The sequence below is a fragment of the Terriglobales bacterium genome, from assembly GCA_035651995.1.
Taxonomy (GTDB): Bacteria; Acidobacteriota; Terriglobia; order Terriglobales; family Acidobacteriaceae; genus DASRER01.
This window is the reverse complement of record DASRER010000004.1, coordinates 80,836-97,158: the sequence shown is the minus strand read 5'-3', so window position 1 is coordinate 97,158 and position 16,323 is coordinate 80,836. Positions and strand designations below refer to the sequence as shown.

The window sequence follows — 16,323 nt, the reverse complement described above, 5'->3', positions numbered from 1 at the left end:
GGATGCACCATGCTACACGCAAAAATCGTGCTGCGGGGCCACGCCGTGGCTGGCAGGCCCATCCGATTAAGAAGCCCTCATCCTCAAAGGAGAATCCATGCGAACCGCCGTAGTTCTGATCGCCATCGCGCTGCTGGCGAGCAGCGTGGCCGTGGCGCAGACCAGCACAAGCGTTCCTTCAGGCGCCACAGGCCCGACAGCTCCCGGCCAGACCAGCACGACGACGCCGGCGCCGGCCACAACCACGCCGGCGGCGCTGGCGGCGACGCCGTCAACGCCGAGCACGAATCCGTCCACCACCCGCCAGATGGGAGCCACATCGCCGACGAGCAATACGTCGCGGACGGGCATCACCGCGCGCTCGACTGCGCTCTGTCCTCCGCCGGCCACCACGACCGCACCTTTGCCGTCGGTGACGAGCGCTTCTTCTACGACAACGGTCACAACACCGGCGACGATGCCAAGCACATCGCTGCCGGGCCCAACCACAGCGAGCACAACCGCACTGCCACCGCCAGGTTCGACGAGCTCCGCAACGCCGTGCTCGAGTCTTCCACCAGCAACGCCCGTGATCACTTCTCCGCCGGTTATCACCGGAGGAAGCGGGATCAGCGGCACGACCGGCATCACGCCTGCCACCGGCGTAACCAGCGTTCCTGGGACGACCGGCGCCACCACGTCGCCATCTGGGACGACGAACACCGCGCCGGCATCGACTACACCGCCACCCTCTGCGGTTTCGCCGCCACCGGGAGCTGTGACTCCACCGCCGGCCGCACCGACACCGCCGCCGCAGTGAAACGATCGCGCAGGCGCTTACGTATTGGGAGGTGGAGCGTCCAAGAGCGCAGAGGCGGCAGGAGTCAACCAAGGCCGCTCCGGCATTGCGAGCTGTTTGAGGGCCACGTTTCCTCCTGACCTTAGCGGGTTGGACGGAAGTCGCGCCGTGGCCTTCGGCAGGAACCCCGGTTGGCGCAAGTCGACCGGAATCATGTTTTTTCTCAGTTCTTAGCTCTCAGTTCTCAGTTCTCATTTGGCATTTCGCCGTCAAGTGGGAGTCGGGCCGGCAAGTTCCTTGTGGGCCAGCGAGTCTTAGGCGTGTCCTTCGTTTGTCCTATGTGTTCGTGGTGTGAGCCGGGGTGATTTCAGCCCTCTACTCAATTGCTATCCCCCTCGCTCCGTGATACTTTTCAGCGCACCTGAACGGCGGCTCACGCCGTTGAGCCGAGGTATGCCACGGGTGCGCCATGCACATAGATGACCTGCTCCGTATCGCGATGGAGCGTAAGGCCTCTGACCTTCACCTGAAAGTCGGAAACTATCCCCACATTCGCGTGGACGGCGAACTGGTGCCGCTCACCGACCAGCCGCGCATCTCGGCGGAAGACATGCTGAACATGGCGTTCAGCATGATGTCCAACCGGCAGAAGCAGAAGTTCAAAGAGAACGCCGAGCTCGACATGGCGTACGGCGTGGCCGGCCTGGGACGCTTCCGCGTGAACGTGTTCCAGCAGCGCGGCAACGTCGGACTGGTGCTGCGCGTCATCCCCACCAAGATCCGCGCGCTCGACGAGCTTTACATGCCGAAGATCGTGGAGCAGATCTGCGAAGAAGCGCGCGGGCTGGTGCTGGTGACCGGCGTTACCGGCTCGGGCAAATCCACCACGCTGGCGGCGATGATCGACCGCATCAACTCCACCCGGCCCGAGCACATCATCACCATCGAGGACCCGATCGAGTTCCTGCACCGCGACAAGAAGGGGTTCGTCAACCAGCGCGAGGTGGAAGTGGACACGCCGTCGTTCGGCTCGGCGCTGCGCGCCAGCCTGCGCCAGGACCCGGATGTCATCCTGGTCGGCGAAATGCGCGACCTGGAAACCATCGGCACGGCGCTGCACGCCGCCGAGACCGGCCACCTGGTGTTTTCCACGCTGCACACGCTCGACGCGGTGGAGACGATCAACCGCATCATCTCCGTCTTCCCGCCACCGGAGCAGAAGCAGATCCGGCTTCAATTGGCGGCGACCATCCGGGCGGTCATCAGCCAGCGCCTGGTGCGCCGCGCCGACGGCGTAGGCCGCGTGCCCGCCGTCGAGATCATGATTTCGACTGCTTATATCCGCGAGTGCATCATCACGCCGGAGAAGACGCGCGCAATTCGCGAAGCCATCTCTGCCGGCGTTTCGCAGTACGGCATGCAGACCTTCGACCAGTCGCTCTACGACCTGTTCCAGCAGCAGTTGATCACGTATGAAACCGCGCTGGAAACGGCGTCGAACCCCGACGACTTCAAGCTGCGCGTGCAGGGCATCGGCTCCACCGCCGACGCCGCGCGCGACGAAATGCAACAGGCGGGCTTCGGCGGGCAGCGTTAGCTGCGCTTCGGGCGCAAGAAAACAGGGGCAAGGCCGACGGCCTTGCCCCTTTTCAACTTCCATGCCGCCCCTGAAGCTACACCGGCATGGTTTCAGAAGGAGAACTGAGCTCCAAACTCAGCCCGGAACGACTTCGGCAGCACCGTGCCGTTGCCGGTCATGTACCCGGCCGGTGTGCCGAACGCGGTTGACCGCACGCTGGTGTTGAAGTTCGCTCCATAGTTTCCGCGGTTGGTCAGGTTGAACCCCTGGAAGATCAGGCGCAGGTTGGAGCGTTCCCCAAACTTGATCAGCTTCGATACGCGCGTATCAAGCTGGAAGAACGGGATGCCGCGCACCTGGTCGAAATGCGTCTCCTTGCAAGTTCCAGCCACCAGGCAAGCGCGCAGCTGAGCCGCCGTGCAGCCGGCGGTCGCGCTATTTCCCACCGGCGCCGGGCAGGCCAGTCCGAGCGCCTGCAGGTTGCCGGGATCGCTGGTCAGCACGATCGCCGAAGGCGCCGTGATGCCCGAGGTGGTGCTGTTGTACACGTCGAGGCCGCTGGTTGCGTTATAAGCACGCGGGGAAGCGACGTGCATGATGGGCGCCATCTGGAAGCCCCAGGGCAGGTCCACCACGCCGGTGAGCGACCAGTGGTGCAGCTCGTCGTTGGGAACTACTCCGAAGTCCTCCTTACGATACGGCTGCGAAGGAATGGTGGCGGCATTGCCGAAAGCTGCCGAACTGCCGCGGTAGCCCACCGCGCGTGAGAGCGTATAGGTGCTGTTCACGCTGAAGTGGTTCGACATGCGGCGCCGGAAGGTCACGTTCAAGCCGTCGTAACGCGAGCGGCCTATCGACCGCTCGACCGTCAGGCGGCCCGGAGGATTGGTAATGCCGGCCGCCGCAAAAGCGTCGGCCAGGGCGCGCTTGGCGTTCGAAGGATTGATCGCCGAGGTCGTTTGGCACGGCAGCGGGCAAACGATGCCGTTAATGTTCTCGCCCTTGGACTCGTGTACTGCCAGCTCGTGCACAGCCTCAATCTCGAACACCGAGTTCGGATTGACCTGCCACGCATAGCCCAGGTTCCATTGCTGCGAGTAGGGATTGCGGTACGCCGGATCGATCCAGCGTCCCGAGGAGCCGGCCACCAGGTCAGTCGGCGGCGGCGGGATTGTGGGAAGCGGATCCACACCGAAACGGTAGGTCGCCATCGTCTTGCCCGTCCCCGGCACCGTGCACGAGGCCGGGTTGCAGGCCGGCGACACGCCGTTCACTGGCGCACCCGCGCCCGAAATGTTCATCACGGTCGCGAACAGAGTGGGGTTGGCTTCCTGAAGCATGAACAGCGGCACATTCAGGAACGTCTGCCCGAAGTAGATACCGTAGCCGCCGCGGATCACGTGTTTGGCGGCGCCGGTCACGTCCCAGGCAAAGCCGAAGCGCGGGCTGAAGTCCAGGGCATCGTCGTGCGGAATGTCGCGGCCGTAGGGATTTCCGATTTTCTTCAGTTGCAGGTAGACACGGTTTTTGTCCGCCCCGCTGGTGCCGTAAAGGTTGAAATCACGGTCATAGCGGAGCCCCAGGTTCAGCGTAAGCCGCGAGCTCAGCTTCCAGTCGTCCTGGAAGTACACGCCGAACATCTTGGCGCCCCCCGGCAGGTCGAACTTAGGATCACCCGAGGTTGCGGAAAGGTTCGACAGTGCGCCCGGCGTCGAGAACCCCTGTGGATAGTTCACCTTGTCGGAGAGGATCTTGGTTGCGTCGTCGTAGAAGGTGGGCGAAAGGGTCGGCGTGAACTCAAAGAAGCCGCCCAGCGTGGGCTCCAACAGGAAGTCAACGCCCCACTTCAAGCCGTGCGCGCCCATCACGTACGACATGTCGTCCTTGAGCTGCCACTTCTTCTGATACGACTGCTGCGGAACGTTGGTGTTCGTGCCGAACGATTCTGCCGGGAAGTTGATGGTGGGCACCTTCAAGGGCGTGTCAATCAGGTTGTCCCAATACTGATAGCCGAAGGTGAAGTTGTTTACGAAGCGCGGCGAGAGAATCGAGTTGAGCGAGATGTTGGCGACGATCAGCTCGTTCTTGGTGAAATTGCCGCCGGTCAGGTCGGCGATACCGGCCTGGTCGTTGTTCCCCAGGTTCGTCTGGCCGGTGTAGCTGAGGAACAGGCGGTGGTCCTGATTGATCACGTGGTCCACGCGTCCGTTGTAGCGCCAGTCGAAGTAAGGCGTCGGAATGGAAGAAACCGGCTCCGGCTTCACGCAAGTGGAGCAGAGTGCCGGCTGCGCCGCCAATGCCGTGAGCTCGGCCAGGGCCTTGGCGCCAACAGGGTTGGCCGTGTGCTCGCGGTCGCGCTCGATCGCTCCGAAAATGAAGTCCTTGTTCTTGCGAATCGGGCCACCGGCCGAGCCGCCAAACTGCTGACGGCTGAAGTCGGCCTTCACCGGGGCCTTGCCCGCCGCAGTCGCGGCACGGACGGTGAGACCGTCAATCGCCTGAAGCGCGGTTTCGGTGTCATAGACGTACGCGTTGCCATGCCATGAATTCGTTCCTGACTTGGTGATCACGTTCACGGCCGCGCCCTCGGAGCGGCCATTCGCCGCGGAAAAGCGCTGCGTGCTGATGTTGAACTCCTGCACGGCGCCGAGCGGGAGTTGCATGACCAGCCCGCCGACCGTGTTGTCCTTGTTATCGATGCCGTTGACAGTGACGTTCATATTGCGGCCGTTCGACCCGTTCACGCCGAACGTCGCGTAGCGCTGCTTGGTGGGATCGTAAGGCGTGACTGCTTTCACGCCAGGGGCGAGGTAGGCAAGGTTGCCGAAGTCGCGCCCGTTCAGCGGCAGGTTCTCGACGTCACTGGGGCGAATCTCGAGCCCGACGGACGTTTTTTCCTGGTCGAGCAGCTGCGCGCCCGCCTGCACTTCGACGACTTGCGATTCGGCGCCAGGGTTCAGCTTGACGTTTTGCGTGGTCGTGCGGCCGACGACGAGTTCGACCTTGTCGAACGTGACGCTAGCAAAGCCGCTCTTGGTGACTTTCACCATGTAAACGCCCGGCGGCACCGCGTCAATGCGGTAGGTACCGATGTCGCCGGTCACGGTGGTGCGCGTGACTCCGGTAGCGGCGCTGGTCACGGTGACGGCGGCGCCCACAATGACGGCGCCGGTGGAATCTTCCACGGTCCCGGTGATGCTCGAGCTGGCCGTAACTGCCTGCCCAAAGGCAGAAGCCGCAAGAGCCAGTAGCAGCAGGCAAAGCACTCCTGTGCGTAGCGACGCTTTCATCTATCCCCTCCTGAAAGTGGGCGCGCACCAAACCCCGGTTCGGTGCTGCTTTGGTCTATCGGCCGCAACCATCGAAGCCGGCGCGGGCTCGCGAGCTCGGGGACAAACATCCCCTCGACGCGGGGACAACCCTGAACTCGGCTGGGAAGAGCAGCCGTTCCTATGTGATGAATGAATGGCACTTATGTGCCATTTACTAACTGCAAAACAGGCCGGGCCGCCAACGGCCCAATTGCTGAGTTCGCAACGGAGGCGATGCCCTCTAGAATGTCTTGCCGGCTGTTCGGAAGAAACCACTGACAGGCATGCAGGCCGAGTTCTCCGTCGAAATCGGGCCCGATGCCGCTGCGCTGGAGATCCCCTGGCGCTCGGAAGACGGAAGCCTGCGCTATCTCGACCTGCGCGCCCAGCCCGAGCTGTTGCTGAACATCAAGGAAGGCCGCCTCTACCGCCCGCTCGGTGAGTTTCTGAGCTCGATAAACTCCTCCGGCTCGATGCTGCAAACAGCCAAGTGCGACACCTGGACGACCCGCAAGCTCGGGCCCGACGAAGAGGCGTTCGGCTCGCCGTGCAAGTTTGCCAGCTATGTCGATCTCGTCTTCGCCGATGACGCGCCGCGGTATTCATTCGAGCAGCACGAGCGATTGGGGCAGGCGGCCTGCAGGCTTCTGGGCAAGGCGCCGGAGATTTCGGCCGCGGCCGAATTCGTCCTGCGCCGCTGCTTCTTCCACGACGACAGCGATCCCGACGCCTCGCGCGACGGCTACTGCCTGACGCTTTACGCTTCCGGCTATGGCGATGACGAAGAGGAGGCGCAGCGCCGCTGGACGATCGCTCTGAAGCTGCTGGAGAATGCGCTGCTGCAGTTGAGCGCGTCGGGATTCCAGAAAACCTAAGCGGCGCCGGCCGTGGCGCCGACCTGAAGGAATTGCTCGCCGGCACAGTCGCCGGTGAACTGCACCTCGACCACGGTGCAATCGTCGTTGAATGGCGTGCCGGCACAGAACTCGTGCGGCGCGTCAAAGATGCTTTCGATCGAGACGCTATCGCGCTGACCGCGAAATTCATTGATGTGCGTGGCAATCGCGCCCGGCGGCATGCGAGCAGCCAGGTTCGCGCTCGCGCGCGCGGCCGACAGCTCCCGCGTGAGCGATTGGTTCTGTTGCTCCAGGTCCCGCACCTTTTTCTCGAGGGCGTCGAGGCGCTTCAGCACCTCTTGCATGCCGTCCTGCGCGAGTGCCGCTGGACCGGCGGCCGCGCTGATGGTGAAGAGCACAACCAACCCACTGAGAATGCGGCGCATGGAACCCTCCGAACAGCCGACTCGCCGAGCGAATCCGAAAGGCAGAATTATATCGGCAAGGCGAGTGCGCCGAAGTCGTTGCACGCTGAGATTACAATTGAAGGCACGGGCCCGTAGCTCAACTGGAGAGAGCATCGGATTTCTAATCCGACGGTTGCAGGTTCGAGTCCTGCCGGGCCTACTTGGGAACCCAGTAACGAGTGGTGAGTACCAGGGTACTGAGGTCAAAGGAAAACGCCACAGCCTTGCGGCTGTGGCGTTCGTTTTTTCGCGTGAACGGCTGCCTTAGAACGTGAAGCGCACGGCCAGTTGCAGCTGTCGCGGATCGCCCACGCCCTGGCGCAGGAAGCCGTCGAAGTTGAACAGCCCCGGCGTCACCAGCGGGTTCACGTTGTTGTCGTTGTTGAAGGTGTTGAACATCTCCAGGGTCGGAATCAGTTCATAGTGCTCGCCGAACTTGAACGGACGCGAGGCGCGCCAGTCGAAGGTGAAGTAGCCGTTGTCCTTGCGCAGGTGGTTGCGGCCGCAATCCACGCCGGCGACCACGCGCGTCTTGGAGTTGTTTTCGCTGCAGGGCGCGCCGGCGCCGGTTCCGAGCGCATTGTCGGTAATCGGCTGGGCGGTGTGCGCCTGCATGCGGATGCTGGCCTGGATGCCGGCGGGCAAGTTCGCGTACGTGTAGAAGTTGAACTTGTGCCGCTCGTCGCGGTCGCTGAACGAGTAGTCCTTGCGGAAGTCGAAGCGGTTGAAGTAGCGGAAGGTGAACGGATCGCGCTCGTTGGAGTCGTCGTCCAGGTCCTCGGAGAGCACGTAGTTCCCTTCCATCTGGAAGCCGCGGCTGAAGCGCTTGCGCACGCCGATGGTCATGCCGCGGTAGAGCGACTGCGCGCTGCTTTGCGTGTTGGTGATGTCGCCGAGGTTGTTGAACGGCTTGTTTCCCGAGTAGACCACCGTGTCGCCGTTTACCGGCAGCGAGACCGTCGACCCGGTGTTGGGATTCACGAAGCGCGTGAGGTACACGCCGCGCGACCACGTCAGGTCAATGTAGCCGCTCCAGCCTGGTGCGAGCTGTTGTTCGTAGCCGGCGTTCGCGGTGTAGACGCGCGGGTTGCGGTAGTTGCGGTCAAACACCGTGACGCCGGGCTGGAACGGAAACTGGCCCGCGGGAATGGCCGGTACCGGGACAACGTTCGGCCATGTCGGGCCGGCGGTGTTGAAACCCGTTGCGCCAACGAAGCCCCCGGGCACATTACCGACGAAGATGGTCTGGTTCTGCACGCCGTTGGTGGTGATGGCGCCGACCTGCGTCAGCATGTTCTGGCTGGCGTTGTAGATGCCGTAGCTGGCGCGCAGCACAGACTTCTGGTTGTTCCTCACGTCCCAGGCAAAGCCCAAGCGCGGCTGCCACATCGCCAGATCATTGGGAATCTTGCCGTTCGACGGAAACAGTGGGTTCGTGAGATTCACGCCGTAGGCGGTCTTCGTCGGATCGATGACCGGATCGGGGAAGACCTGGCCTTCCCAGCGCAGACCGTAGTTGAGCGTCAGATTCGGCAGCACCTGGAACTTGTCCTGGATAAAGAACGCATAGTTCTGGTTCGTGATTTCGGAGAAGCCGGGCGGAGGAGCGCCGCTCAGGCCGGTGCCGCCGCCCTGCAAGTACAGGAGCAACGGACTACCCGTGAAGGTGGATCCGGCGGGGCAATTGCCCGCACCCGTGACGACGGCGCCGTTGCTGCAACGCGACGTGGCCGGACCGAAGCCGCCGGGCGCCGCCGGCGACGCGTAGCGCAGGAAGCCGGTCACGCTGTCGAAGATGTAGCGGCCGGTGAAGAAACCGCGGAACACCTGGCTGTTGTTGCTGTGCAGCCACTCGCCGCCGAACTTGATGTTGTGCTTGCCGGCGAGGATGGAGTAGTTGTCACGGATCTGCGTGCGCCAGAACAGCTCATCAATCGAGGGCTCCAGGAAGAACGGCGCTCCGAAACGGAACGTGGTGGCGAATCCCATCGCGGTGTCAGCCGGAACATTCGAATCGACCGCGGCGCGGCCGCGGTTTTCGCGCGAGTAGCTGAAGTGCCCTTCGTTGACCTGCGTCTTGGAGACGGTGGTGAACAGGTTGAAGTGGAAGCCGTTGATGAGCGCCGGCGTGCCTTCGATGCCGTTGGCCGAGTTGCCGTAGGTCGCAACGTCGAAGGTCTGGTTCTCGTTGCGCGAACGGTCGAAGTTGTACGACGCGCTCACCTTGTTGTTTTGTCCCATGTTCCAGTCGTACTTGGCGAGCACAGCCGTGTTGCGAATCTTGTGGTCGATCGGCTGGCCCTCGTCCTGATTGCGGGTGGCTTTGAAGAAGTTGAGCAGCGCGATGCGCTGGCATTCGGTGTTGCTGTCAATCAGCGCCTCGTTGGCCGTGATCGTCGGCGCCGACACGGGACACGTTCCCAGCGGCGTGCTCAGGTTGTCGCGCCGCAGGTTTTCGAAGATCTGCTCGATCGCGGCGAAGCCGAACATTTTGTCCTTCACAATGGGCCCGCCGATGGTGCCGCCGAACTGCTCGCGGCTGAAGTTCTTGAGCGGCTTGCCATCCGACGTGTCTGAGCTAAGCGCCTCCAGCCGCTGATAGTGGAAGAGGCTGCCGTGCACGTTGTTGGTCCCCGACTTGGTGACTACGTTCACCACGCCGCCGGCGGTGCGGCCGAACTCGGCGCTGGCGCCGGCCGCGACCACCTGAAACTCGGCGACCGCGTCGAGCGTGATGTCGATGGCGGCGCGCTGCCCGCCCACCTGCTCGCCGAAGAAGCCGTTGTTGTAGTCGCCGCCGTCCAGGCTGATGTTGTTGAAGATTCCGCGCTGTCCGGAGAAGTTGATTTCGTCGCCGTCCGGACCCTGCGTAATCGCCACGCCCGGCGTGAGCGTGAGCAGGTCTTCAAACTTGCGGCCCAGAATCGGCGTGGTGCCCACGGTGAGGCCGTTGAGCGTGCTGCTCTGCTCGTTGGCGGTCGTCTCCACCGTCGCCGGTGCTGCGGTTACCTCGATGTGCTCGCTGCCCGTCGCCACCTTCATCTGCAGGTTGAGCGAGAGGGTCTGGCCCACGGTGAGCGTGATCCCCTTCTGGTCCATGGTGGCGAAGCCGCCGGCCGATACCGTCGCGGTGTACGGGCCGGGAGGCAGCGCCAGGAACGCGAACCGTCCGTCGGCGTTGGTGGGCTGGGAGCGCGTAAACTTGGTGTCCTGGTTCGTGACCTGTACGTTGGCACCCACGACGATGGCGCCGGTTGGGTCAGTAACCGTGCCCTGGATAACGCCGGTGGTGATTTGGCTTTGGGGGAAGGCGCTGATCGACACCGCCAGAATCAGCGCAGCGAGCGAAAGGCCACGAATGAGGGGTTTCATGAGCCTCCTTCTTACAGTTTGAATTTGTTAACCGTTGTTAACTCCGGGACGGCAGCTTACCTTTCGGTCTGTTGTTTTACAAGCCGCAACAAACCTTAGCCCACGATGGCGATGGCGCGAAGCAGGGGCCGCCCGAGCGCGGCGTCGCCTTCGAAGCGCATCTGTTGCGTGGCCGATTGGCGATCGATGCCCTTGGTGAAGATCCGCCACGCGATTTCCTGCGGAATAGTCACTTCCGCTGCCTTGGTTCCGGCGGCGGATGCCAGCAGTTTCCATGCGTCTGGAGCGCGGTGCAGATACCAGGTTCCGCCGGCGTCGCCGGAAACGTTCACCTGCACCAGTGTTCCCGCCGGCACGGGCACGTCGCGATAGGCGAAGGGCAGCGCGCGCATGAAGCAATCGAGCACGGGGAAATAAAGCTCGCGCGTCATGGCGCCGGGCTTGTTCGTGGCCAGCCTTATCTGCTGCTGGTGATGCCAGCGCTCGGTGTACTCGCGCGCCGTGTCGAACCAGTTCGCCGACTGCTGCTCGCCGGCCCAGCTCACCCCGAAGGCGGCCGGCGCAAACGGATCGAGCGAGGCCACGTACGCGCATAACTGCGGCGAAGCCGCCCGCAGCAAGCTGACCAGCACCGCCGGGCTGAGGCGTCCGAGAACGGCCACGCCTTCCGCATTCAGCCGATTCACGAATGCCACCAGGTCGGCATTGCTGGCGATCGCGGGCTGCTCGCGCCGATAGCCGTCCCGCGCCATGGAGAGCAGCCGCAGTTCGGTATCGAGCAGGTGGGCAGCGACGTCCTTCACCGTCCACTTGGGCGCGAGCGTGGGGCGCAGCCAGTCGTCGGGAGAAAGCGACTCGAGCAGCTCCAGCAGCAGCGCTTCCAGTTTGGGAAACAGGTGTGCCGTCTGAATTGGGGCAGGAGGGTTCGGTGTAGGCGCGCTCATGGTTGCCGCGGAAACAGCCTAGCGCAAGAGGCAGCAATCGGCACTCAGCATTCCGCACTCAGCCCCTGCACAGTCCGGCGATGCCTGAAGAACCGCCACCAATGTTCAGGAGTTGAATGCTGAGTGCTGAGTGCTGAGTGCCGGTCACGGCCGCCGCGCCGCGTCGAGTTCGTACTCGATGGCGCGCTGCGCCTCTTCCGAGATTTCCACGAACTCAACGCCGATACCGACGTCGGGGAGGCAGTACCGCACTTCGGCGCGGGCGTTCACCAGGTAGCCGCTGCGGGTAAGCCGGAACTGCACTTTCAGCACCGCGCCCTCGGGAAAGCTGCGCGAGGTGTTGATGAACATGCCGCGCGGGCCAACGTCGGGAACGCGGGTAGGAATTTCTTCGGTCCGGCCCTCGTAGATGATGCTGAGGTCGTGGTGGGTGCTGGTGCGTCCATAAGACCGCAGCGGACGCTCGGCGGCAGCTGCCATTCCGGATTTCTGTTGCTCTGCCATTCCTGCCTAGCCTCCTTGGGCAAACGACGATGCGGGGCGCTGCGGCTGTTGCTGCTGGCGCTGCATCCCGCCGCCCACATGGCGCGTACCGGCGCCGCAATACGGACAGAACAGGAACGCCGGCGCCAGCGCCTTGCCGCAGTTGCGGCAGCGCGAAACGATGCCCTGCTCGAACGGGACCGTGCGCATCACCTCTTCCAGCGTGGTGATGCCGTGGCTCACCTTGTCGAGCGCGTCTTCCTGCATGAGCTTCATGCCGCCGCTGCGCGCCAGGTTCCGGACCTCTTCATCCTTGAAGTTGGAACGCACCACGGCGCGTATCTGCTCGTCGAAGACCAGCAGTTCGTAGATGCCGACGCGCCCCTTGTAGCCGGAGTTGTCACACTCGGGGCAGCCGGTGGGCAGGTACATCCTGTTCTCGAAGTCCACGATGCCGGCGGCCAGCAGGCGCGAAGCGTACTCATCGTTCATGGGCGCTTCGTCGCGGCACTTGCAGAGCTTGCGCACAAGGCGCTGCGCGATGATGCCTGTAACAGACGCGCCCACCAGGAAGCCGGGGACATTCAGGTCGAGCAGGCGGGTGACGGCCGAAACGGCGTCGTTGGTGTGCAGCGTGGAAAGCACCAGGTGGCCGGTCTGTGCGGCCTGGAGCGCGATTTCCGCCGTCTCCTGGTCGCGGATTTCGCCCACCATGATGATGTTCGGGTCCTGGCGCAACATCGAACGCAGGGTGCTGGCAAAGGTCAACCCGGCCTTGGTGTTGATCTGAACCTGGTTGATGTCTTCAATCTTGTACTCGATGGGATCTTCCACCGTGATGATGTTGACGCTGGGCGAGTGCAGCAGGTTCAGCGCCGAGTACAGCGTGGTGGACTTGCCCGATCCCGTCGGCCCGGTGACCAGCACCATTCCCTGGGGCGCCTTCAGCAGCGAGATCAGCGTGTCGGCCATGTCCTGGTTGAGGCCGAGTTGCTGGAAGCCGACGCGGCTCTTTTCCGGATCGAGCAGCCGGATCGCGACCTTTTCGCCATAGTGCGTCGGCAGCGTGGAGACGCGCATGTCGAGCTGGCTGTTGCCGATCTGCACCAGGAAGCGGCCGTCCTGCGGCTGGCGGCGCTCGGCGATGTCCATGTCGCAGAGAATCTTGATGCGGGAAATCAGCGACGTGGTCATTTCGGCCGGAACGTGCGTCAGCTCGCGCAGCACGCCGTCAACGCGGATGCGGACCACCGTGCCCATGGCCTGCGGCTCGATGTGAATGTCACTGGCCTTCTTGGCGGAAGCGGAAAACAGGATGGCGGACACCAGGCGCACCGCCGGCGTTTTTTCGTTGCGCAGCTCGGCTTCGAACTCTTCCATCGCAGCCTTGCTGCGCTCGCTCGAGCTGGTGGTGAAGAACTGAAGGTCGCTGACGTCCACCTGGTCGATGAACGGCAGATTGACCGGCTCCTGGGGCGGGCCTTCCAGCTCGCCGTAGCAGCGCTCGATGGCTTCCTTGATCTCGCTGGCGAAGCCCAGTCGCGGCGAAACCTCCATGCCGATCAGGAAGCGCAGTTCGTCGAGCACGCGCAGGTTCTGCGGCTCGGCCATGATGGCCACGATCCGCTTGCCTTCCTTGGTGACCGGCAGGATGGTGTACTTCTCCGCGGCCGAACGCGGAATCAATTCCAGGACCGCCTTTTCAACCGTGGCGAAGCGGGCGTCAACGTAGCGGAAGCGGCCCACTTCTTCGAGAGCGGAAATTACGTCTTCTTTGGCGACCAGTCCGCGCGCCAGCAGCAGCTCGCCCAGCAGCGTGGCGGTCTTCGCCTGCTCTTGCAGTGCTTCGTCCAACGCCTCTGCGCTGATCCTCTTGCGCTCCCGCAGGACGTCGCCAATGCGCTTACGGCCCATATGCTCCTCGAGTGACTTCGATGTCCGTCCGCCGTCGAGCGCTTGCCTGCGTTCGGCCCTGGAACGATGACCCGATGGCTTAAGCTGACCAGCCCCCAGGCGCCCCCAAACGCACCTTAACTTCGCTCATTGTTCCGGGTCAAACACAAAATGAAAAAGGTGTCACAACTCACAACGACATCGGGCCATGACCCCTGGTTTGCTGTGCAAACCTTTGCATATAAGGCTGTTACCAGGGCCCAACTACGGAAAAGACTGACCCAAGGGCCGAAACATGGCGGGTGTTAGGCGCTCTCCGCCGCTGACTTGGTGCGCGGAAACAGCAGCGGGCCTGCCAGGTCCCAGTCGTGAGTGACGTGTGGCGCGTCGGCTATCAGCACAAAACGTACGTTCCCCTTGCAATGGCGGCAGGCCGGGAAGATCTCGCCCTCAATTGCCGTTACCGTGTGAGGCTCCCGGTGGCTGGCATGCACGACTTTGTAAATTCCGGATTCGGATGCTGGGTCTCCGGGCCGGTGGACCCCACGAGCACGGCCTTCCACACCACTCCCCCTAGCAAAACGTGCGATGAGATGCGTCTACTCCCGAATGGGTTGGCCGTGTTGCGCCACGCGCAAACCGTATCTTGCTGGATGAATTGCTGTGCGCCGGAGGTCTGCTTACGGGCCTAACGTCCCAACACCAGTTTGGCGATGGTAGCCAGCTGCATGTTCGAGGTGCCTTCGTAGATTTTCCCGATCTTGGAATCGCGCCAATATTTTTCCACTGGATAATCCTTGGTGAATCCATAGCCGCCGTAGATTTCCACCGCCAGCGAAGTAACGCGCTCGGCCACTTGCGAGGCGAACAGCTTGGTCATGGCCGCTTCTTTGACGAAGTTCATTCCGGCATCCTTCATGCGCGCCGCGTTGTAAACCATCATGCGCGCGGCTTCGAGCTCGGTCGCGGCTTGCGCCAGCTGGAACTGCACGCCCTGGAACTCGGCAATCGGCTTGCCGAACTGCTTGCGCTCTTGCGCATAGCGCGCCGCGTGCTCCCAGGCGCCGCGCGCCAGGCCGCACATCTGCGCACCAATGCCGATGCGTCCCTCGTTCAGGGTTTCGATGGCGATCTTGTATCCCTTGCCCACTTCGCCGAGCACATTGGCTTTCGGCACGCGGCAGTCTTCCAGAATCAGTTCGCAGGTGGATGAGGCGCGAATGCCGAGCTTGTCTTCCTTCTTGCCCACGCTGAAGCCGGAAAATTCCTTTTCCACCAGAAAGGCGGTGATGCCCTTGTATCCCGCTGCCGGATCAACCGTGGCTAGCAGGACGAACAGGCCCGCTTCTTTGGCGTTGGTGATCCACAGCTTGCGGCCGTTCAGGACGTAGTCGCCCCCCTTGAGTTCCGCGCGCGTCTGCAGCGCAAATGCGTCGGAGCCGGAGCCCGCTTCGCTGAGCGCGTAGGCGCCCACCAGTTCGGTCGCCATGCGCGGCAGGTAACGCTTCTTCTGATCTTCGCTGCCCCAGCGCAGCAGCGCGTTGTTCACGAGCGTGTTCTGCACGTCAACGATGACGCCGGCGGAGGCGTCCACGCGCGAGATCTCTTCCACCGCCAGCACGGCCTCGAAGAATGTGCCCGCACCGCCGCCGTACTGCTCGGGGATCTCGATGCCCATAATGCCGAGCTGGAAAAACTGGCGGATCAGGTCGGGATGGAAGACGCCCTTTTCGTCCATTTCGCGGACGTGCGGGCGAATGCTCTCCTCGGCAAACTGGCGGATGTTGTCGCGGAACAGGACTTCATCGTCAGTGAGCGCCACCAGCGGCGCCGGCGATTGTGGCTTCTGCAAGGTTGCTTCCGTCATACGCGCCTCGTTGCCGGATGGCCCGGCGCCAACTCGCGAACCGCAATTTTAGCATTCGCGCCAGACCACCATGCGGGACGCGGGCATGAATTGTTAGAATGCCGGCTTGCCAAAATCTTCCATTCGCTTCGTCCTGTTCGCGGCCACGCTCGCGCTGTGTCTGCCCGCGGCCGCGCAGAAGCACGACGACACTCAGCTCTGGCCGGAGGTGCAGGTTACCTGGGCGCTCCCGCACCATTGGAGTCTGATGGGCGCCGCCGGCTATCGCGCCGACGACAATCTGTCCCACCTCTTCCAGCGCTACATCAACGCGGGCGGTGGGTACGCGCCCAGCCGATATCTGAACCTGGCCGGCTTCTACCGGCTCGATTCGCAACGGCCCGCGCAGGGGCATCACACTCTGGAGAAACGCTGGACGCTGGACGCAATCCCGCACCTGCCCATCGGACGCAAGTGGGGCCTGAGCGATCGCAACCGGATCGAGTGGCGATGGCTGAATGGCGCGCTTTCCGAACGCTTCCGCAACATGCCGCGCGTGGAGCGCGAGTTCTCGCTCGACGGCCACAAGCTAACGCCCTACCTCGCCGGTGAGTTCTTCTACGACACGCGCTTCCACCTGTGGAACCGCAGCCGGTTCTACGCCGGCAACCAGTTCGGCGTGAATCGTCACTTCACGCTCGACACCTACTACATGCGCCAATTCGACGCGCGCTCGCTGCCGCGGCATATCAACGTGGTGTACACGGGCGTGAAACTGCGTTTTTAATTTATTCCTGAGAGCCGAGGACCGGGG

11 protein-coding genes and 1 tRNA gene are annotated in these 16,323 nt (G+C 63.1%); 4 read left to right on the top strand and 8 right to left on the bottom strand.

Annotated elements, in window-relative coordinates:
• Nucleotides 1-66: 66 nt before the first annotated feature.
• Entirely contained in the window at nt 67-702 is a 636-nt protein-coding gene (locus VFA60_02820) for a hypothetical protein (GenBank protein ID HZQ90705.1), read from the bottom strand.
• A gap of 545 nt (nt 703-1,247) precedes the next feature.
• On the opposite strand from VFA60_02820, the gene VFA60_02815 reads away from it, so the two are divergent.
• Nucleotides 1,248-2,375, top strand: a complete 1,128-nt coding sequence (locus tag VFA60_02815; protein ID HZQ90704.1) for a type IV pilus twitching motility protein PilT — start codon at nt 1,248-1,250, stop codon at nt 2,373-2,375.
• A gap of 92 nt (nt 2,376-2,467) precedes the next feature.
• Here the strand turns inward: VFA60_02815 and VFA60_02810 are convergent, their stop codons facing one another.
• The gene (locus tag VFA60_02810) at nt 2,468-5,647 is read right to left on the bottom strand and encodes a TonB-dependent receptor (protein ID HZQ90703.1); all 3,180 of its coding nucleotides are present in this window, start codon (nt 5,645-5,647) and stop codon (nt 2,468-2,470) included.
• A gap of 305 nt (nt 5,648-5,952) precedes the next feature.
• Between VFA60_02810 and VFA60_02805 the strand changes: the two genes are divergently transcribed.
• Complete coding sequence (locus VFA60_02805) at nt 5,953-6,543, top strand: hypothetical protein (GenBank protein ID HZQ90702.1); 591 nt, start codon at nt 5,953-5,955, stop codon at nt 6,541-6,543.
• Here VFA60_02805 and VFA60_02800 read toward each other — a convergent pair.
• The gene (locus tag VFA60_02800; GenBank protein ID HZQ90701.1) at nt 6,540-6,950 is read right to left on the bottom strand and encodes a hypothetical protein; all 411 of its coding nucleotides are present in this window, start codon (nt 6,948-6,950) and stop codon (nt 6,540-6,542) included. The two genes, VFA60_02805 and VFA60_02800, sit on opposite strands and share 4 nt — an antisense overlap.
• Nucleotides 6,951-7,057: 107 nt before the next feature.
• On the opposite strand from VFA60_02800, the gene VFA60_02795 reads away from it, so the two are divergent.
• A tRNA-Arg gene (locus tag VFA60_02795) sits at nt 7,058-7,131 on the top strand.
• A 104-nt stretch (nt 7,132-7,235) separates the two neighbouring features.
• Here the strand turns inward: VFA60_02795 and VFA60_02790 are convergent.
• From VFA60_02790 to VFA60_02770, 5 genes are all read right to left on the bottom strand, one after another.
• Nucleotides 7,236-10,343 carry a TonB-dependent receptor gene (locus VFA60_02790; protein HZQ90700.1) on the bottom strand — a complete coding sequence of 1,036 codons (3,108 nt, stop codon included), beginning with the start codon at nt 10,341-10,343 and terminating at the stop codon, nt 7,236-7,238.
• A 95-nt stretch (nt 10,344-10,438) separates the two neighbouring features.
• Entirely contained in the window at nt 10,439-11,287 is an 849-nt protein-coding gene (locus VFA60_02785; protein HZQ90699.1) for a maleylpyruvate isomerase N-terminal domain-containing protein, read from the bottom strand.
• A 144-nt stretch (nt 11,288-11,431) separates the two neighbouring features.
• Nucleotides 11,432-11,767 carry a PilZ domain-containing protein gene (locus tag VFA60_02780; GenBank protein HZQ90698.1) on the bottom strand — a complete coding sequence of 112 codons (336 nt, stop codon included), beginning with the start codon at nt 11,765-11,767 and terminating at the stop codon, nt 11,432-11,434.
• Between the two features lie 30 nt (nt 11,768-11,797).
• Complete coding sequence (locus VFA60_02775) at nt 11,798-13,684, bottom strand: ATPase, T2SS/T4P/T4SS family (protein ID HZQ90697.1); 1,887 nt, start codon at nt 13,682-13,684, stop codon at nt 11,798-11,800.
• A gap of 667 nt (nt 13,685-14,351) precedes the next feature.
• A complete protein-coding gene (locus VFA60_02770) occupies nt 14,352-15,530 on the bottom strand; it encodes an acyl-CoA dehydrogenase (protein HZQ90696.1) in 1,179 nt (392 codons plus the stop codon).
• Between the two features lie 106 nt (nt 15,531-15,636).
• On the opposite strand from VFA60_02770, the gene VFA60_02765 reads away from it, so the two are divergent.
• Nucleotides 15,637-16,296, top strand: a complete 660-nt coding sequence (locus tag VFA60_02765) for a DUF2490 domain-containing protein (protein HZQ90695.1) — start codon at nt 15,637-15,639, stop codon at nt 16,294-16,296.
• Nucleotides 16,297-16,323: the final 27 nt, after the last annotated feature.